The sequence below is a fragment of the Saccharothrix luteola genome, from assembly GCF_020859565.1.
Classification (GTDB): domain Bacteria; phylum Actinomycetota; class Actinomycetes; order Mycobacteriales; family Pseudonocardiaceae; genus Actinosynnema; species Actinosynnema luteola.
Genome location: NZ_JAJHUO010000038.1, coordinates 29973 through 48411, shown reverse-complemented (window position 1 = coordinate 48411; position 18439 = coordinate 29973). Strand labels below are relative to the sequence as shown.

Genomic DNA, 18439 nt, shown 5'->3' with positions numbered 1-18439 from the left:
GGTTCTCGTCCATGAGACGCACAAGATCCATCGCCGCCACGCTCACCGCCCTGCTCGTCGGCACCGCGCTCGCAGCGGTCGCACCACTGCCCGCCACCGCCGCGCCCACCGACGACACCGTGATCAACCAGAAGCTGCAAGCCCTGGTCCAGCCGGTGCTGACCGCCTCGGCCAACAGCCAACTCCGCGCGCTCGTGCGCTACCTCGCCGGCAGCCGATCCCACGGCGACACCGACGCGCTGTTGCGGGAGGTCGTCGAAGCCGCCGAGGACTCCTACGTCGTCAACCCGTACGAGCCGTGGTGGGTCGAGCTGAAGACGGCCGTCGCGAGCTTGCGGAGCGTCAACGGCTTCTCCTACGAACCGCAGATCCACATCCCCCGTGCCGACGAGGGCGTCACCACCGGTGACAACGTCGTGCTGACCGTGGCGCCCGCCGACGAACGGGCCACCAGCGCTCCCGGCTACGTCCTCTCGCCCACCGGCGGCGTCCGACAACTGCCGTACGCGATCGACGAGGGCTATGCCGCCACCAAGGAGGTGTGGGTGCTGTCGGTCCACGAACCGACCTCCGCCCTGCCGGCCCTTCAGGCCGAGGAGGTGCGCGGACAGGCGGTGTGCGACCCGACCGGGTTGCGCCGCGACAACGGTCTGGAGCACCTGCACCAGTGGCGCGTGCCGGACCGCGCCGCGTTCGGCAGCTGGTTCGAGGGCGAGCGGGAGATGCGGGTGCTGGTCGTCACGACCACGGGAACCGTCCTGCGCCGGATCGTGCTGCCCGGCGTGGGCCAGGGGGACATCGGCTCGTGGCAGTCGTCAGGGGCCTTCGTCACCACGTGGGACCGCTCGGCGCTCGGCGACGTGCTCGCCTACCAGTGGTACGAGGAGGACGGCGGTCCGCGGGTCGACGTGCCCCTGTCCATCCCGACCCCAGGCGGCACGATCAACGCGAACGTCACCTGGGGCCGGCGTGACGACAACGCGGGCCACGCCGTGGTGCGGTTCGCCGACTCCACGCACCGCGAGTACGACACAGGTCAGGTCCGGTTCACGACGTGCAGCCAGGGCGGCGACGGCACGACGGGCAACCTCGCGTGCGCGAGCACCGCGTCGGCGTCCAGCACGCACGTCGGCTACTCCCCCGAGCGCGTGAACGACTGCGTCCGCGACACCCTGCTGGGCGGCCCGCACAGCTGGGCCAACGCGCCCGGCACGTGGCCGCCGACCAGTCCGGAGTGGGTGCAGGTCGACTTCGGCAGCGCCAAGACCGTTCGCCGGGTCGTCGTCCACACCAGCGAGGGCTACCCGATCCGGGCGTTCCAGGTGCAGGTGTGGGACGGCACGGCGTTCGTGACCGTCGCGGGCGTCACCGACAACACGTCCTTGAGCGTCTCCCTCACCTTCCCCGCCCGGACCTCGCGGCTGGTCCGGATCAGCGCCTCGCAGGGCCCCGCCCACCAGCCCGGCTACGTGCGGGTCAACGAGCTGGAGGTCTACTCCACCTGACCGAATGCGATCGTAAGCACAAATCGCTTGTTCGAACGCACACGATTTGCGACGGTTGCTCACGTGAAGAGCGCCGACCGCCACCGGGTGATCATCGAACGGCTCCGCTCCGGCGCGCAGGTCGCCGTGGCGGAGCTGGCGGCGGCCACCGGCGCGTCGGAGATGACCATCCGCCGTGACCTGGACCTGCTCGCGGCGGGCGGTGTGCTCCGCCGGGTGCACGGCGGTGCGGTGCCGCTGAGCCCGGCGGGCGTCGAGCCGCCGTTCACGGCGCGCACGGCGACCGCGAACGACGCGAAACGCGCCATCGCCGCGGCGGCCGTCGAGCTGATCCGCGACGGCGAGACGATCGTGCTGGACAGCGGCACGACGGCGGTCGAGGTGGCCAAGCTGCTGCGTGGTCGCCCGGTCACCGTCATGCCGCTGTCCCTGCACGCGGTGCGCGAGCTGCTCGACGCGCCCGAGGTGCGGCTCCTGCTGCCCGGCGGTGAGCCGAGGCCCGGTGAGCTGGCGATGGTCGGCCCGCTGGCGCTGGCGTCGCTGCGCGCCCTGCGGTTCGACGTCGCCGTGCTCAGCCCGTGCGCGTTCGACCTGGACGCCGGGCTCACCGCGCACAACCTGGCCGACGCCGAGGTCAAGCAGCAGGCCATGGCCGTGTCCGGCCGCACGATCGTGCTCGCCGACGCCACGAAGTTCGACCGCACGGCGCTCGCCCACGTCTGCCCCGCCGACCGCCCGGACGTGCTGGTCACCGATTCCGACTCCCCCGCCGACGTGCGCCGCGAGCTGGCCGCACGCGGGGTGCTCGTGGACGTAGCCGAACGACTGGAGAACCTGTGACGACCGCCCTGCCGCGCGCCGCACGCGTCGCGACGTGGATCTACTTCACCCTCAACGGGTTCGCCGTCGGCCTGTGGGTGGTGCACATCCCGAACGTGGAACGCGCGACCGGCATCTCGCACAGCACCCTCGGCGGGCTGCTGCTCGTGCTCGGCGCGGCGGCGTTCGTCGGCATGCAGGTCGCCGGTCCGCTCGCCGACCGGCTCGGCCAGCGCAAGCTCCTGCCGGCGGCCGGGGTGCTCCTCGGCATCGCCCTGTTCTTCCCGGGCCTGGCCACGTCGTGGTGGACGTTGGGCCTGGCCCTGGCGTGCTTCGGCTTCGGCAACGGCACGATCGACGTGGCGATGAACTCGCACGCCGTGGTCGTCGAACGGGCCTACCCGCGGCCGATCATGGCGTCGTTCCACGCGATGTGGTCGATCGGCGGCGCGATCGCGGCGGTCGTCGGCGCGGTGACGTTGAACGCCGACGTGCCCACGACGGTGACGTTGAGCGCCTGCGGCGTGTTCACCATCGTGGTGTCGCTGCTGACCGGCCGGTTCCTGATGGACGGCCGCCCCGAGCCGGAAGCGGCCTCGGCGGAGGCGCCGGCGGCCAAGCCGTCGACCAAGCTGGTGTGGCTGCTGGGCGCCATCGCGTTCGCCATGATGCTCGCCGAGGGCGTCGCCAACGACTGGGCCGCGCTGCACGCCGAGGACGTCCTCGGCACGTCCACCAGCACGGCGGCGTTCGCCTACGGGTCGTTCGCGGTGGCGATGACCGTGGGCCGGTTCGCCACCGACCGGGTCGCCGCGCTCGTCGGGCCGGTCGCGATCGTGCGGTACGGGGCGGCGCTGGCCGCGTTCGGGCTCGTGCTCGTGGTGTTCTCGCCGTGGGTGTGGTTGGCGTTCGCGGGCTGGGCGTTGTTCGGCCTGGGGCTGTCGGGCAGCGTGCCGCAGCTGTTCTCGGCCGCCGGCAACCTGGACAAGCGGTCGTCGGGCGCGTTGATGGCCCGGGTCGTCGGTCTCGGCTACGTGGGTCTGCTCGCGGGTCCGGCGCTGATCGGCGGTCTGGCCCACTGGATCCCGCTGAACGTGGCGTTCCTCGTGCCGGTGGCGTTGTGCCTGCTGGCGGTGGGTTTCGCGGGCGTCCTCGCGCCGCGCCCGGCGCCGGCGGAGGAGCACATCGGGTCGAGCTGACCCGCGTCGTCCGAGAACGCGGCCCTGCGATCCTGATCGGTGTGGACCGAGCGCGCCCGCCGTGCCGATCTTCGAGTGTGGTGGTCGGACCGGGTTGGCCCGGAAGGGCTAGGGTGGGTGGCCGGACCAGCGACGAGGATCTCCACAGCATGGCGCACCCATCCCACCCGTCCCGACCCGTCCGCGCGGTCCTGGTGGAGGACCACCACATGGTGGCCGAGGCGATCCGGCTGGCCTGGGCGGACTCGGGCGAGGTCGAGGTCGTGGCCACGGTCGGCTCGGTGGCCGCCGCGATGGCCGAGGTCCGCACGCACCGGCCCGCCGTGGTGCTGCTGGACCGCAGGCTGCCCGACGGTGACGGCCTGGACGCGATCGCCGGCTTCGAGGAGTGGGGCGCGCGGGTGCTGGTGCTGACCGGCGAGGCGACCGTGTCCGTCGCCGCCCGCGCCGCCGAGGCAGGCGCCGCGGGCCTCGTGCTCAAGTCCGCCCGCCTGGAGGAGCTGACCGACGCCGTGCTGCGGGTGGCGGCCGGTGAGGTCGTGTTCGACGGCGGGCTGCTCGCGGGCGTGCTGGACAAGCTCACCGGGCGCGCCAAGGGCAACGGGGTGCCGCTCACGGTCCGTGAACGGCAGGCGCTGCTGCTCATGGCCGAGGGCGCGACCACGGACGAGATCGGCGAACGCATGGGCGTCGCCCGCAACACCGTGCGCAACCACGTGCAGCGGGTGCTGGAGAAGCTCGGTGCCAGGTCGAAGCTTGAGGCGGTGGCGATCGCCCGCCGCGACGGCCTGCTCGACTAGTGCAGCTGCACTAGTGCCGACGGTGACGGTGCGTCTGGGCACCGGCCGCTCGATACCCCAGAGTACGGACGTGGAACTCTCGGTGTCTGGCCCGGTCGCTGAGTTCAGCGCGCCGATCGACCGGGGAGCGGCGGGCCTGGCCCGCGATTTCGTCCGCAAGACCCTCAGCGACCTCGGCTACCTCGGCGACCACGGCGACGTCGTGCTCGTCGCCTCCGAACTGGTCTCCAACGCCCTGCGGCACACGGCCACCATCCCCGTCGTCCGGCTGGCGGGCGACGCGCGCCGGCTCCGGGTCGAGGTCGAGGACGGCAGCCCGGTCCTGCCGCGCCCACGGCTGTCCGCCACCGTCGGCGGGTGGGGCCTGCAGCTCGTCCAGCAGCTGACCACGGCCTGGGGCGCGCACGCCGAACGCGGCGGCAAGGTCGTGTGGTGCGAGATGACCGCCGACGTGGCGTCCTGACGTCGGAGCGCCGGCCCGTGGCACCGCCGCAGAGCATCGTGCACAGTGACGCCATGGCCGCCGCTGATCACCCCGCCCAGCCCGCGCTCGAACCACCGGCCGAGGACGCGTACCGCCTGCTCGTGGACAGCGTGATCGACTACGCGATCTTCATGCTCGACCCCACGGGCCGCGTGATCAGCTGGAACGCGGGCGCGGAGCGGATCAAGGGCTACTCGGCCGAGGACATCATCGGCAAGCACTTCTCGACCTTCTACCCGCCCGAGGACCTCGACGCGCGCAAGCCGTGGTACGAGCTGGAGGTCGCCGCCGAGGTCGGCCGGTTCGAGGACGAGGGCTGGCGCCTGCGCAAGGACGGCAGCCGCTTCTGGGCCAACGTCATCATCACCGCCCTGTTCGAGAAGTCCGGCCGCCTGCGCGGGTTCGCCAAGGTCACCCGCGACATGACCGAGCGGATGCGGGCCGAGGAGGCGCTGCGGGCGAGCGAGGAGCGGTTCCGTCTGCTCGTGCAGGGCGTGATCGACTACGCCATCTTCATGCTCGACCCGACCGGCCGGGTGATCAGCTGGAACGCGGGCGCGGAGCGGATCAAGGGCTACTCGGCCGAGGAGATCGTCGGCGAGCACTTCTCGACCTTCTACCCGCCCGAGGACCTGGTGGCGCGCAAGCCGTGGCGCGAGCTCGAAGTGGCCGCCGAGGTCGGCCGGTTCGAGGACGAGGGCTGGCGCCTGCGCAAGGACGGCAGCCGCTTCTGGGCCAACGTCATCATCACCGCCCTGACCGACGCGGCGGGCCGCCTGCGCGGGTTCGCCAAGGTCACCCGCGACATGACCGAACACCGACGGGTCGAGCGGACGTTGACCGAGCAGCGCAGGCTCGTCGGCCACCTCGTGGAGGCGCAGGAGCTGGAACGGCGCCGCATCGCCTGGGACGTGCACGACGATTCGATCCAGTCCATGGTCGCCGTCGGCATGCGGCTGCAACTGCTGGCCAACCGACTGCCCGAGCAGGACGCCGCCGTCGTGCGGCAGTTGGACGAAGCGGTGCGGGCGTCCATCGGACGGCTGCGCAACCTGGTGTTCCGGCTGCGCCCACCGGAACTCGACCGGCACAGCCTGGCGCAGGCCCTCGACCACTACCTCACCGACCTCGCCGGACCGCGGGGCATGACCTACCGGCTGCGGCACGCGCTGGACCAGGAGCCGCCCGTCGAGTCCGCGATCACGATCTTCCGCATCTGCCAGGAAGCGCTCGTCAACGTCCGCAAGCACGCGCGGGCGTCCGCGGTCGAGGTGTCGTTGACCTCGGTCGACGGCGGCACGCTGGTGGAGGTCGCGGACAACGGCATCGGTGTCGGTGCGCACGTCGACACCGACGCGGGCGTGCCCGCCGACCGACCGGCGACCGACCACTTCGGCATGATCGAGATGCGTGAGCGCGCGGAGACCGCGGGCGGCTGGTGGTCGGTGGGACGTGGCCCCGACGGCGGCACGGCGGTGCGGTTCTGGATCCCGGACTCACCCGGCGGTGAGCCGTGACAGGACCCAAGCTCAGCGTGGTGATCTCGGACGACGACCCGATGATCCGCGACGCGTTGCGCGAGGTGCTCGACGCCGAGCCGGACTTCGAGGTCGTCGCGGTGGCACGCGACGCGGACGAGGCGATCGAGCTGGTCGAGCGCCACTGCCCGGCCGTCGTCGTGCTCGACGTCCGCATGCCCGGCGGTGGCGGTGGCCGGGCCGCGCGGGAGATCAGGCTCCGGTCGCCGAACACCGGGGTCCTGGCGCTGACGGCCTTCGCCGATCGCGAGACGTTCCGCGAGTTCACGTCGGTCGGTGTCGGTGAGCACCTGGTCAAAGGCGTGTCGAACAGCGACATCGTGGCGGCCGTCCGCCGGTTGGGACGGCAGGGGCGCGACGGTCGCAGGGGTGCGTCTCCGCTACCCGGCACGTAGCGTCGACCTGGTACAACTGTGGGCGACACCGCATCACACCCGGGAGACGTCGTGGCCGAGCCGATGGGGCACCCCTCACCGATCCTCGACATCCGTGTCACCCGAGCGGGCGACGTCCTCGTCGTCGGCGTGGCGGGTGAGCTGGACATCGACACCATCCCCGAGGTCCGCGCCACCATCGCGTCGGGCCTCGTCGAGCACCCGTCCGCGCTGGTCCTCGACCTGTCCGAGGTGAGCTTCTTCAGCTCCGCCGGCTTGTCGCTGCTGCTGGAGGTCCGCAGTCGCGTCGACACCCTCGCGGTCGTCGCGACCGGGCGCGCCGTGCTGAGGCCGATCCAGCTGACCTTCCTCGGACCGCTGCTGACGGTGTTCGACTCGGTCGACGACGCGCTGGCGTCGGTGGCGTCGACCCGGGGCGTCCGCCGGGACTGAGTCGCCCGATCGGGTCTGCCCGACCGGGACGGTCGGCATCGCGCGCGGTCCTCCCACCGGACGCCGCACCGACAAGATCGGCCGAGCCGAGGCCTTCTCCTGAATTGTCGAGCGCACACGCGTTCGAGCGCCCCCACGGTGGTCACGGGCGGCACCTGCCTCGTCCGAGTGGTCCTGTCGAGGATCGGCGTGCGGTGGCCGCCGAGAGTTACATGATGAGGCGTGGCCGCCGCGCGCGCAGTCGTCCATCGGCCCGCGAAAGCACCGGGCGGCGCCACTCGAAGAATCCTCACGAGAAGGGACGCACGATGACCAAGCGCGTGTACGAGGCACCGGTCCTGATCCGCTCAGGTGCCTTCTCGAGGGTGACCGGCCTGCTGCAGCGCAACGGCCGGGACCGCCTCATCTTCAGCAAGAACTGACGCCGCCGACGCGTTGATGTCGGCGCCGAATCGCACGCCGGGCCACGGCGAGGTCGGCTTCGCGGTCCTGCCGGACTGCGAGGGCGCGCTCGCCGTGGCCCCTTTCCGGGGCGCGGCCGACCTGATCGTCACGCACGCCTCGGGACGGCCCTGGCTCGTGGCCCGGCGCCCCGGCGGCGAGATCACCGCGGCCGAGGCGGGGCCGACCAGGCTGGCGGTCATCGGGTGCTGCCCGGTGACGGCGGCGGAACTCACCCTCGAGGCCGAGCGGTTGCGCGACGTGGCCGACGTCGACCGGTTGGCGCGCCGACTGCCCGGCAGCTTCCACCTCGTGGCCTCGGTGGACGGGCGGCTGCGTGCCCAGGGCAGTGCCTCCGGGATGCGGTTGGTGTTCCACGCCGTCGTCGCGGGTGTCACCGTCGTCGCCGATCGGGCCGATCTCCTCGCCGGGCTCGCCGGGGCGGAACTCGACGAGCAGCAGGTCGCGGTGCGGCTGCTGTTTCCCGTGCCGCACCCCTTGGCGGACACCCCGATGTGGCGAGGAGTGCGTTCGGTCGCGCCCGAGGACTACCTGGTGGTCGAGCCGGACGGCGTCCGCACCCGCCAGTCCCGCTGGTGGCACCCGCCCGAGCCGTCCCGGTCGATCGCGGACGGCGCCGTGCGGGCGGGCCAGGCGCTCGCGGAAGCGGTCGACGCGCGCACCCGGCCAGGCGGCGTGGTGAGCTGCGACCTGTCGGGCGGCCTGGACTCGACGTCCGTGTGCTTCCTCGCCGCCCGGGGGAACGCCGAGGTCATCGCCTTCACCTGGCCCGGCCTGGACGACGCGGACGACGACTTCGCATGGGCCCGCCGCGCAGCCGCGCACCTACCCGGCGTGGTCCACGACAGCCTGCCCGCCGAACGGTCCCCCTTGGTGTACGCCGGATTGCGGGACATCGACGACGCCGTGGACGAGCCCACCATCGGCGTGATGGACCAAGCGCGGTTGTCGGCCCACCTGCCCCGGCTCGCGGCCAAGGGGGCGCGCCTGCACCTCACCGGCATCGGCGGCGACCACGTCGCCTGGTGCTCGGACGCCTACCACCACACGCTGTTGCGCCGCCGACCGCTGTTCGCGCTCGGACGACTGCGCGGTTATCGCTCGTTGTGGCACTCGCCGTGGATGCCGATGATCCGCGCGTTGGCCGACAACCGGCCCTATCACGCCTGGCTGGCCGACGCCGCCGACGACCTGCGGTCGCCCATGGCCGACGTCGCCACCACCGGTCTCGGGTGGGGCATGCCGCCCCGGCTCTTCCCGTGGGTGACGGACGAGGCCGTGGACCTGGCACGGGGAGCCCTGCTGGCCGCCGCGCCGGACGCGCGACCGCTGGCGCCGACGAGAGGGCTGCACGCCGACCTGGAGCAGATCCGCAGCAGCAACCGCATCATCCGGCACTGGGAGCAGATCACCGCGAGCGCCGGGCTGCCGATCACGTCCCCGTTCATGGACGACCGCGTGATCGAGGCCTTCCTGTCCGTGCGGCCCGAGGACCGCGTCACCCCGTGGTCCTACAAGCCCGTCCTGAAGGAGGCGATGCGCGGCGTCGTCGCCGATGAGTGCCTGGAGCGCACCACCAAAGCCCAATCCGCCCTCGACGACGCCGAGGGCCTGCGCGAGCACCGCGGCGACCTGTTGGCGTTGTGGGAGGACTCCCGGTTGGCCGACCTCGGACTGGTCGACGCGCGACAGCTCCGGGCGCTCGCCGTCCGACCGTCCACACCGGACCTGAGCAGGGCCACCCTCTACACGACCATCGGCTGCGAGGTCTGGCTGCGCGCGCTGGCGCGCTCCACCACCCCCGCCTGAAGGGAGATCGGCATGCCCCTCCGGATCCGCGACGGTGTGTCCACGGCGGACACCGAGTACGGCACCGTGCTGCTCGACGAGCGCACCGGCGAGTACTGGCAGCTCAACCCGACCGGCGCGGAGGTGGTGCGCCTGCTCATGGCCGGCCGCACGCCCGCCGAGGCGGTGCAGGCGCTCACCGAGCAGTTCGACGTGGACGAACCCCAAGCGAGGAACGACGTCGAGACGTTGCTCGACAGCCTGCGCTCGGCCGACCTGGTCACGTCGTGACGAGCCCCGGCGCCATCACCCGGCCTCCCCGCCGGGACATCGCCCTGCCACGACGGGTGGCCGCGCGGCTGGCGGTCGCCGCGGTCCGCCCGATCGCGCGGTGGTCGCCGGCGCGCATCCGGGCAGTGCTCACCGTGCTCCGGCGCGGAGCCCGACCCGCCACCCACGCCGAGGCGAAACGGGCGCGCGACGCGGTGCTCGCGATCAGCCTCACGTGCGCCGGGCCGCAAGGGTGCCTGCCCCGTTCGCTGGCGACGGCGCTGCTGTGCCGCATGACGGGCACGTGGCCGACGTGGTGCGCCGGCGCGCGGAAGAGGCCGCCGTTCGGCGCGCACGCCTGGGTCGAGGTGGACGGTCGGCTGGTGGACGAGCAGGTGCCCGCCGACTACTTCATCCGCCTCATCGTGGTGCCACCGGCGCCCTCGCGGAGGTCCGGAGGATGAGCCGCGGGCCCGACGCGCCGGGCGCGCGGGTCAGGGATCTGCTCGGGCTCGTGCGCGGCCACCGGAAGGCCGTGCTGGTCGCCGTGCTGCTCACCCTGGTGGGCGCGGTCCTGGGTCTGGCGCAACCGCTGCTCGCGCGGGAGGCCATCACCCAAGCGGGCACGGGCCGGGCGGCGTGGGGACTCGTCGCCGTCCTCGCCGCCCTGTTCGTCGCCCAGGCGCTCCTCGGCGCCTTCGGCCGGTTCCTGCTGGAACGCACGGGCGAGGGCATCGTGCTGGGACTGCGCCGGTCGCTGATCGGGCACCTGCTGAAGCTGCCCATACCGGTCTACGACGAACGCCGGATCGGCGACCTGGTGTCCCGGACCGGCGCCGACACGACCGTGCTGCGCGACGTGGTCGCCCAGTCGTTCGTCGACCTGGTCACCGGTGTCATCACCACGGCCGGGATCGTGGCCCTGATGGTGTGGCTCGACGTCACGCTGTTCGTCCTGGTGTTCGTGACCGTCGCGGCCGGTGCGCTGCTCGTGGTCGGCGCCGTGCGGGGCATGCGCGCGGCCAGTGAGCGGACCCAGGCCAGCGTCGGCGCGATGGCGGCCGACCTCGACCGCGCGCTCGGCGCCATCCGGACCGTGCGGGCCAGCCGTGCGGAGCAGCGGGAGACCGAGCGCATCGGGCGGCAGGCCGACTCCGCCTACCGCTCCGGCGTGCGCACCGCGAGGCTGGCCTGCGTCGCCGATCCCGCCGTCGAACTGGCGGCCAACGGCACGCTCCTGCTGGTGCTGCTCGTGGGTGGCGTCCGCGTCGCGCGTGACGCCGCCTCACTGGGTGACCTGGTGGCGTTCCTGTTGTACGCGAGCTACCTCGCCGTTCCGCTGGCGTCGACGTTCCACGCCGTGACCACCATCCAGCGCGGCATGGGCGCGTTGCAGCGCGTGTGGGAGGTCCTGGCCCTGCCCGTCGAGGAGAACCGGGCGAGTTCCCCCGTCGCCGCGGAGCCCGCTCGGACGACCGCGGTGCTGGAGTTCCGGGACGTGCGGTTCCACTACCCCGACCGCCCGGTGCTGCACGGCGTGTCGTTCGAGGTGCCGCCCCGCTCCCTGGTCGCGCTCGCGGGCAGGTCGGGAGAGGGCAAGTCCACGGTCCTCGCCCTGGTCGAGCGCTTCTACGACCCCCAAGGCGGGTCGATCCTGCTCGAAGGCCGCGACGTGCGCGAGCTGAGCCGGGCGCAGTGCCGGGCACGACTTGCTTTCGTGGAGCAGAACACCCCGGTGTTGCACGGCACGCTGCGGGACAACATCACCTACGCGGACCCCGACGCCGACGTGGCCGAGATCGACCGCGTGGTGCGCCTGGCCGACCTCGGTGACCTCGTCGCCCGCCTGCCCGCCGGACTGGACACGGAGGTCGGCGACCGCGGTTGCACGCTGTCCGGTGGGGAACGCCAACGAGTCGCGCTGGCCCGCGCGCTGCTCACCAAGCCCTCGTTGCTGCTGCTGGACGAACCCACTTCGCAACTGGACGCCATGACCGAAGCCGTCCTGGCCGAGACCGTCGCCCGCGTCGCCGCCGAGTGCGCCCTGCTCGTCATCGCGCACCGGCCGTCGACGCTGCGCAGCGCGGATTGCGTGGTGCTGCTCGACGGCGGTCGCGTGGCCGCACGGGGAACGCCGGCGCAACTGCTGAGCGACAGCGAGTTGTACCGGCGACTCGCCACGTGACAGGGCGTCGGCGGCCACCCCCCGGTGGCAGGTCGTGGTGGGCCTGCGTCCCCGTGACGGGGCAATCCGTTCACCCGACGCGGGCTCGTCCGGGGCATCGGGCAGTGGCGGGGCGCGGCCGTGCCTACGGTTGGGCCGATCCGGATCCCGTCCGAGGAGGCCCGATGGACCGGCGCGCGTTCCACCGATCCGTGCTGCTCACGGCGATCTCCACGCCGCTGGTGACCGCCGGTCCGGCCCACGCCCGACCGGCACGGGGCGTGCCGCGCCGCTCGGTGGTCGAGTACGGGTTGCCGCACGCCGAGCAGACGCACGAACTGGTGCGGGTTCCCGGGCTGCCGCTGGTGCTCGTGTCGCAGATGTCCAACAGCCACCTGGTCAAGGTCCGGCTCGACCCGGCGGGCGAGCAGGTCCAGGCGGTGCGGGCGCACCCGTTGGGTGAAGCGCACTCCATGCTGCACGGCCTGGCGGTGTCGCAGCGCCACCCCGGCCTGGTGTGGGCCACCCACGAGGGCGACAACCGGCTCCTGCTGGTGGACCCCAACGGCCCGGACGTCGACGCGCCACCCCGCGTGCTGCGCACGATCGACGTCCCCGGCGGCGGGCAGGGGCCGCACTACGTCGGCGAGTACGGCGACCAGCTGTGGGTGAGCCTCAAGACCAGCAACCACGTGCTGTCGATCGACCACGCCGACCCGTCCCGGTTCCGGCTCTACGAGGCCCGCCCGAACCCGATCTTCGTCGCCCGGCACCCCGAATCCGGCGAGTTCTACGCCAGCCAGGACGACGCGAGCCAGGTCCTGCGCATCAACCCCCGGACCCGCGACACCGCCCAACTGGACGTCCCCGACCGGCCGGTGGGGCTGGTGGCCGGTCCGGTCGGCCTGTGGGTCGCGCTGCTGGGCACCAGCGATCACGGCATCGGCACGTTCGGCCGCATCGACGCCGACGGCTCCACCACGTGGTTCCGGTTGCGGTCCTCGGAGGTCACCGACGCGGGACTGCTGCACATCGCGTTCGACCCCGCCGGCGGGCCGAGCGCGTGGCTGCTCGGGTCGTCGATCGTCTCCGACGACGTGCTCGACGTGGTCGTGCGAGTCACGTTCGACCCGGACTACACCGAGGTCGTCGGCGAGGAGGTCACCGTGCTGCCCACCCAGCACTGCAAGGCGCACCGCCTGCTCCCCCTGTCCCGCAGCCTGCTCGTCACCGAGCTGACCAGCTCCACCCTGGCCCAGCTCACCACCGAGTCGTGGGACCGCCCCACCGACCCCGCGCCGGGCGACCCGAGCTGAGCCGTCACCCGCAGGGATTGCCCCGGTCGACCCCCGGCGGCAGTCGGTCCACTTCGGACGGTGTGTAGTCGCGACCGGCGGCGGCGCACAACGCCGGGAACCAGCGGGACGGTTCGAGGTCCAGCGAGACGAAGCCCTGCTTGTTCGCGGCGATCAGCCGGGAGCCCGCCACCACAGGTCTGACCGTGTCGTCGGGCAGCCGGAACTCGCCGAGCAGGCGTGCCGTTCCCGGGTCCCACACCTGGATCAGCTCGTCCTCGCCGGAGGCGAGCAGCTTCCCGTCCGGGGTGAACCCGAGGGGCGCCACGTGCGCGGTGAGCGGGATCGCCGCCGAGGTGGTGCCGGAGTCCGTGTCGTGCACGTAGGCGCGGCCCGACGAGTACTGGATCGCGATGCGTGGCCGGTGCAGCGCCGCGGCGACCATGGTCGAGTCCGGTTCGGGTGCGATGTCGGCGCCCTTGGCCCGGCTCGCCAGGTCCCACCACCGCTGGCCGTGCGGCGTGTTGACGAGGACGCGGTCGGGATCGGGTGTGCGCAGGACGACGCCGCGTTCCGCCGCCTCCAGCAGCTCGCGCGCGGTGTCGCCGACCGGCAGCGGCTCCCCGATCGGCGAGCCGCTGTCGAGGTTCCACCGGGTGAGCAGCCCCGCGTACAAGGTCACGGCGGTGCGGTCGTCCACGGCGGCCACCGAACGCCGCCAGAGCCGGTCGCCCTGGTCACCGAGCTCCGCGGGCCGGGGCAGCCGGACCCGGCGCAACTCCGCCAGGTCGCGGGTGTCCAGCACGAGCAGCTCCGGACCGTCGAACAGGAGCAGCCGGGCGTTGTCCGGGGTGAACTGCAGGAACAACCGGCCCGGAGGCAACAGGTCCGGCACGCGCGCCAGCCGCCGCCGGGTGCGGGTGTCGACCAGCGACAGGCCGGGCACCTGGTCGCTCGCGCCCTCCACCACCGCCATCAGCGAGCCGTCCGCGCTGTACGCCGGGTTGACCAGGTCGTTCGTGCCCGCGTACGCCGACTGCTGGGAACCGACCTCCTCGATCGGGCGCGGTGGTCTCATCCGCACCACCGCCCGGCCGCGCACGTGCCGGATGTCGGGCGTGCCGTCCGGTGACCGCAGCACGACCGTGCCGCCGCCGACCTCCTGGTCCGCGGTCAGGTCCGAACTCGGTGTCGAGGACTGGTAGGCCCGGCCGTCACGCGGGTCGAGGTACGTCACCAGGCCGAAGCTGCCCGACTCGACGCCCGGGTCGAACGCCAGGTACTCGCCGGTGAGGTCGGTGGCCACGTCGCCGCAGTCCGGCGCGGCCCGGCGGAACACCTCCGCACCGCTGAACACGTCCCGCCCGGCGAGCACGTCGTGCGCGCACGACAGCACCATGCGCCCCTGGCGGGCCGTGGTGGACAGCCCCGGCGTCGCACGCACCTCCGCCCCGGTCTCGAGCGACCGCACGGCGAACACCGTGCCGTCGGCCCGCGCTTCGAGCAACGCCACCACGCCGAGCTCGTCGTCCACCGCGGCGACGCCGAGCACCTCGGCCGGCGGCGGCGCGAACCCCTCCACGCGGGACCGCCGCGCCACGTCCCACACCTCCACCAACGACTTGTTGACCAGGACGACGTGCCCGCCCGACGGTGAGATCTCCAGGCCGGCGTCGTCCAGCGGGTCCGGCTCCGCGGAGGCGGGGCGCACCAGGACCGGTTCGCCGCGCTCGCGCAGGTCCCACACCCGGATCGCCGCCGCCGCGTCGGCCACCGCGACCCGCGTGCCGTCGTCGCTGACCCGGATGCCCTCCACGCCGTCGACCGTGCCGAGCGGCCACGACTCCGGCGCGTCGCCCCGCGGGCCACGCCACGCGGTCAACGCCCCGGACGCGGTCGCGGACACGGCGACGTCGCCGCTCGGGGTCGTGGCGATTACCTCCATCGGCACGGCGAACCGGTCCACGTCCACCTCGGCCACGTCGTGGAACACGGCCTGCTGCCGCACCAGCGCGCCGTAGCCGACCGCCGGGTCGTGCCGCCAGGACGCCAGCGCGAACTGCAACGCGCTCATCGCGGAGATCCCGGCCTCGCGCTCGGCGAGGTCGTACAGCAGCTGCGCGCCCTGCCGCCGCACGGTGGTGTCCAGCTCCTGGTTCGCCGAGACCGTGCGGGCGGTGAGCAGCCCCGACACCAGCAGCAGCGCCGCCATGACCGCCACGGCCGCGCGCCGCGTCCTGGTCGACCGGCGCCGCACGGCCTGACCGGCGGCCACGTAGTCGTGCTCGCGCCGGTCCACGTCGGCCGGGCGCTGGTCGAGCCACTGCCACGCGGTGGCGAGCTGCCCGCCGCGCAGCACCAGGCTCCGGTCACAGCCCTCGCGCTCCCACTGGTCGGCGCGTTCACGCACCTGCGCGTGCCAGGCCAGGAACTCGCGGTCGGCCTCCAGCCACCCGCGCAGGGTCCGCCAGTTGCGCAGCAGGGCTTCGTGCGCCGGGGCGAGCACCCGCGGCTGGCCGGGGTCCTCGCGGACGACCAGCAGCCGCGCGCCCAGCAGCACGTCCACCACCCGGCGCAGGTCCTCGGGCACCTCGTCCACCCTGGTGGGGCGCAACGCGAAGCCGTCGTCGGTGGGTCGGGTCAGGCGCACCAGCAACCGCCGCACCGGGTCCCGCTCGGCCGGGTCGAGGTCGCGGTAGAACCGCTCGGCGTGGCCGGCCAACGCGCCCGCGACACCACCGAGCTCGTCGTAGGCGCGCAACGTGAGCCGACCGGCCTCCTGCGCCTTCCACAGCTCGGTGAGGGTGAACTCGACCAGCGGCAGCAGGCCCGTGCCGTCCCGCGCGTCGGCGAGCACGCGGTCGACCACGCCGTCCTGGTAGGCCACGCCGGGGGTGAGCGCCACGGGCCGCTCCACGGCCTGTCGCAGCCGGTCTCCGCTCAGGGGCGCGAGGAACATCGTCGCGTCGTCCAGCGCGGGCACGCCGCCGGCCGCCAGCAGCCCGTCCAGGGAACCCGCGCGCAGCGTCAGCACGACCCGCGGTCCGTCCGGCGCGGCGGTCAGCTCGTCCAGCAGCCGCAGCACCTCCCGCGCGGTGGCCGGGTCGGTCGTGACGACCTCCTCGAACTGGTCGATCACGAGCACCGCGCCGGGCACGGCGACCGGGCGCAGCACGGCCAGCAGGTCGTCCGCCGTCTGGCCGGGCACGGGCCGGACCAGGGCCACCGGCCTGCCCGCCGCTTCCAGCCGCGGCCGGAGCCCGGCGTCCACCAACGACGACTTGCCGCACCCCGACGGCCCGACCACCAGCACGACCCGCTGCCGCGCCACCCGTTCGGCGAGCCGGTCGACCTCGTCGTCGCGCCCGAAGAAGTACCGCGCGTCCTCGGCGCGGAACGCCCGCAGGCCCCGGAACGGGCACGGTGGCGCCACCGCGCCCGAGACCTCGACCAGCGCCTCGGACGGGATCAGGTAGGCGGTGCCCGAGCCGCGGTCGGCGGCCACCGTCATGCCGATCACCGCCGCCAGCTCCTCGCTCCACACCGGCGAGCCGCTGAACCCGCGCGCGATGCGCGGCCCGTCGTCGGCCTGCATCTGCACCCACCCGGTGCCCTGGCGCTCGCGCAGGCTGCCGCCGACCCAGACGCCGTCCTCGTGGCCCGCCGGGAACCCGGGCACGCGGAACCGCCGGCCCCACGGGTTCTCCGCCGCGCCGAGGACCAACGTAGCGGCGCCCTCCGGCGGCGGCTCGGTCAACCGCAGCAGCGCGATGTCGCCGCGACCGTCCGCCAGCACCGGCCGCCACGCCTCCACCCGCGCGGTGCGGGCCGGCACGCCCGGCAGCATCGGGAAGTCCACCCGCACCGGCCCCGGCGGCGGCCCGGCGCCGTCGCCCACGACGTGCGCACACGTGCACACCAGGTCCGGCGCGACCAGGAAGCCGGCGCCCACCACCGAACCCCGACCGTCGCGCACCCGCACGACAGCCGCAGGCAACGCACGCGCTGACTCCATCGACGCATCCCCCCGCGCACCAACATCCCCAGGACCATTCTTCCCAATGCGCACGCCCGAATGCCACGCACGATCGGGTGATCTTGAGACGGCCGGCGCGGTCGCCGACGACCGCTCCGCACCCCCTGCGGAGTTCGATAGGCTTCCGAAACTTTTCACCGCCCCCGAGGCGCCGCCGGACCGCGAAATGCCGACACCAGGGCCGATGAATTCAAGACATGCCTGCGGCAGGCAAATTTGCGCAAATTTACGATAAGGGTTTCGCAACCTTACGAGAATTGTTGACAGCACGCCGGAGTCAGCCAAACACTGTCTGCATCGACAGACCCTGGACCGATGTCGATCGGGTCACCCACGCGACTGGAGGCAACCGACCGTCGAATGCGACGACGCGGTGAACGCCTGATCGCAGTGTACGACACCGGGAGCGCCGTGGCCGCCATTGCGGCCACCGCAGGCCTGCCCGGTCCGCTGCACGACGGGTGACCTTTCGCTGGCCTCAACGAGGAGGAAGCAAACCCATGGAAGACAACGCCCCTGCGCACCCGATCAGCCGCAGGACGTTCATCGGCGGCGCCGGAGCCCTGGCGCTCGGCTCCGGGCTGATCCTGCCCGGCACCGCCCACGCCCAAACCGTCACCACGAACCAGACGGGCACCCACAACGGCTACTACTACTCGTTCTGGACCGACGCCCAGAACACCGTCTCCATGACCATGGGGTCGGGCGGGCAGTACAGCACCTCGTGGCGGAACACCGGAAACTTCGTGTGCGGCAAGGGTTGGAGCACCGGGTCCCGCCGGACCGTGCGCTACTCGGGCAGCTTCAACCCCTCGGGCAACGGTTACCTGTGCCTCTACGGCTGGACGTCGGGCCCGCTCGTCGAGTACTACATCGTGGACAGCTGGGGCAACTACCGGCCCACCGGCACGCACCGGGGCACGGTCACCAGCGACGGCGGCACGTACGACATCTACCACACGATGCGCTACAACGCCCCGTCCGTCGAAGGCACCAAGACGTTCGCGCAGTTCTGGAGCGTCCGCCAGCAGCGGCGGGTCGGCGGCACCATCACCACCGGCAACCACTTCGACGCGTGGAGCCGGGCCGGCATGCAGCTGGGCAGCTTCCGCTACTACATGATCATGGCGACCGAGGGTTACCAGAGCAGCGGCAACTCGAACATCACCGTCAGCTAGGAACCCGGACCCGGTGGCGCGGCGGCACCGGAGCCGCCGCGCCCCGGCGCGGTCCCCACACCCTTTCGGGCCCA

16 protein-coding genes are annotated in these 18439 nt (G+C 73.0%); 15 read left to right on the top strand and 1 reads right to left on the bottom strand.

Annotation, left to right across the window (positions count from 1 at the left end; genetic code table 11):
* Positions 1-11: 11 nt before the first annotated feature.
* The 14 genes from LNK82_RS39780 (at position 12) to LNK82_RS39715 (ending at position 13172) form a co-directional block, all read left to right on the top strand.
* The gene (locus LNK82_RS39780) at positions 12-1505 is read left to right on the top strand and encodes a discoidin domain-containing protein (protein ID WP_230572036.1); all 1494 of its coding nucleotides are present in this window, start codon (positions 12-14) and stop codon (positions 1503-1505) included.
* A gap of 63 nt (positions 1506-1568) precedes the next feature.
* A complete protein-coding gene (locus LNK82_RS39775; RefSeq protein ID WP_230572035.1) occupies positions 1569-2345 on the top strand; it encodes a DeoR/GlpR family DNA-binding transcription regulator in 777 nt (258 codons plus the stop codon).
* Positions 2342-3523 carry an MFS transporter gene (locus LNK82_RS39770; RefSeq protein WP_372470776.1) on the top strand — a complete coding sequence of 394 codons (1182 nt, stop codon included), beginning with the start codon at positions 2342-2344 and terminating at the stop codon, positions 3521-3523. Before LNK82_RS39775 ends, LNK82_RS39770 begins: the two co-directional genes overlap by 4 nt.
* A 149-nt stretch (positions 3524-3672) precedes the next feature.
* Positions 3673-4323, top strand: a complete 651-nt coding sequence (locus LNK82_RS39765) for a response regulator transcription factor (RefSeq protein ID WP_230572034.1) — start codon at positions 3673-3675, stop codon at positions 4321-4323.
* A gap of 70 nt (positions 4324-4393) precedes the next feature.
* Positions 4394-4786: an ATP-binding protein gene (locus LNK82_RS39760; protein ID WP_230572033.1), complete on the top strand. Its 393-nt coding sequence runs from the start codon at positions 4394-4396 to the stop codon at positions 4784-4786.
* Positions 4787-4839: 53 nt separating this feature from the next.
* The gene (locus LNK82_RS39755) at positions 4840-6324 is read left to right on the top strand and encodes a PAS domain-containing sensor histidine kinase (protein WP_230572032.1); all 1485 of its coding nucleotides are present in this window, start codon (positions 4840-4842) and stop codon (positions 6322-6324) included.
* Complete coding sequence (locus LNK82_RS39750; RefSeq protein WP_230572031.1) at positions 6321-6740, top strand: response regulator; 420 nt, start codon at positions 6321-6323, stop codon at positions 6738-6740. Before LNK82_RS39755 ends, LNK82_RS39750 begins: the two co-directional genes overlap by 4 nt.
* 51 nt (positions 6741-6791) lie before the next feature.
* Positions 6792-7172 carry an STAS domain-containing protein gene (locus tag LNK82_RS39745; RefSeq protein WP_230572030.1) on the top strand — a complete coding sequence of 127 codons (381 nt, stop codon included), beginning with the start codon at positions 6792-6794 and terminating at the stop codon, positions 7170-7172.
* Between the two features lie 308 nt (positions 7173-7480).
* Positions 7481-7594, top strand: coding sequence for a keywimysin-related RiPP (locus LNK82_RS39740; RefSeq protein ID WP_230572029.1), 114 nt, complete (start codon positions 7481-7483; stop codon positions 7592-7594).
* A 16-nt stretch (positions 7595-7610) separates the two neighbouring features.
* On the top strand, positions 7611-9443 hold the full coding sequence (locus LNK82_RS39735) for an asparagine synthase-related protein (protein WP_308257464.1): 1833 nt from the start codon (positions 7611-7613) through the stop codon (positions 9441-9443).
* Between the two features lie 12 nt (positions 9444-9455).
* Positions 9456-9713 carry a lasso peptide biosynthesis PqqD family chaperone gene (locus tag LNK82_RS39730; protein ID WP_230572028.1) on the top strand — a complete coding sequence of 86 codons (258 nt, stop codon included), beginning with the start codon at positions 9456-9458 and terminating at the stop codon, positions 9711-9713.
* Positions 9710-10156, top strand: a complete 447-nt coding sequence (locus LNK82_RS39725) for a lasso peptide biosynthesis B2 protein (protein ID WP_230572027.1) — start codon at positions 9710-9712, stop codon at positions 10154-10156. Before LNK82_RS39730 ends, LNK82_RS39725 begins: the two co-directional genes overlap by 4 nt.
* Positions 10153-11877 carry an ABC transporter ATP-binding protein gene (locus tag LNK82_RS39720; RefSeq protein WP_230572026.1) on the top strand — a complete coding sequence of 575 codons (1725 nt, stop codon included), beginning with the start codon at positions 10153-10155 and terminating at the stop codon, positions 11875-11877. Before LNK82_RS39725 ends, LNK82_RS39720 begins: the two co-directional genes overlap by 4 nt.
* Before the next feature lie 164 nt (positions 11878-12041).
* Positions 12042-13172, top strand: a complete 1131-nt coding sequence (locus LNK82_RS39715; protein ID WP_230572025.1) for an NHL repeat-containing protein — start codon at positions 12042-12044, stop codon at positions 13170-13172.
* Positions 13173-13176: 4 nt separating this feature from the next.
* Here LNK82_RS39715 and LNK82_RS47310 read toward each other — a convergent pair whose 3' ends face one another.
* Entirely contained in the window at positions 13177-17166 is a 3990-nt protein-coding gene (locus tag LNK82_RS47310; protein WP_268997864.1) for a serine protease, read from the bottom strand.
* 521 nt (positions 17167-17687) lie between these two features.
* Between LNK82_RS47310 and xynA the strand changes: the two genes are divergently transcribed.
* Positions 17688-18365, top strand: coding sequence for an endo-1,4-beta-xylanase XynA (xynA, locus tag LNK82_RS39705; protein ID WP_230572024.1), 678 nt, complete (start codon positions 17688-17690; stop codon positions 18363-18365).
* Positions 18366-18439 lie beyond the last annotated feature (74 nt).

Excerpts from the sequence above, each read along its gene's own strand:
- LNK82_RS39780 (WP_230572036.1), top strand. The coding sequence starts at position 12 with ATGAGACGCACAAGATCCATCGCCGCCACGCTCACCGCCCTGCTCGTC.
- LNK82_RS39765 (WP_230572034.1), top strand. The coding sequence starts at position 3,673 with ATGGCGCACCCATCCCACCCGTCCCGACCCGTCCGCGCGGTCCTGGTG.
- LNK82_RS39755 (WP_230572032.1), top strand. The coding sequence starts at position 4,840 with ATGGCCGCCGCTGATCACCCCGCCCAGCCCGCGCTCGAACCACCGGCC.
- LNK82_RS39740 (WP_230572029.1), top strand. The coding sequence starts at position 7,481 with ATGACCAAGCGCGTGTACGAGGCACCGGTCCTGATCCGCTCAGGTGCC.
- LNK82_RS39735 (WP_308257464.1), top strand. The coding sequence starts at position 7,611 with ATGTCGGCGCCGAATCGCACGCCGGGCCACGGCGAGGTCGGCTTCGCG.
- LNK82_RS39730 (WP_230572028.1), top strand. The coding sequence starts at position 9,456 with ATGCCCCTCCGGATCCGCGACGGTGTGTCCACGGCGGACACCGAGTAC.
- LNK82_RS39720 (WP_230572026.1), top strand. The coding sequence starts at position 10,153 with ATGAGCCGCGGGCCCGACGCGCCGGGCGCGCGGGTCAGGGATCTGCTC.
- LNK82_RS39715 (WP_230572025.1), top strand. The coding sequence starts at position 12,042 with ATGGACCGGCGCGCGTTCCACCGATCCGTGCTGCTCACGGCGATCTCC.
- LNK82_RS47310 (WP_268997864.1), bottom strand. The coding sequence starts at position 17,166 with ATGGAGTCAGCGCGTGCGTTGCCTGCGGCTGTCGTGCGGGTGCGCGAC.
- xynA (WP_230572024.1), top strand. The coding sequence starts at position 17,688 with ATGGAAGACAACGCCCCTGCGCACCCGATCAGCCGCAGGACGTTCATC.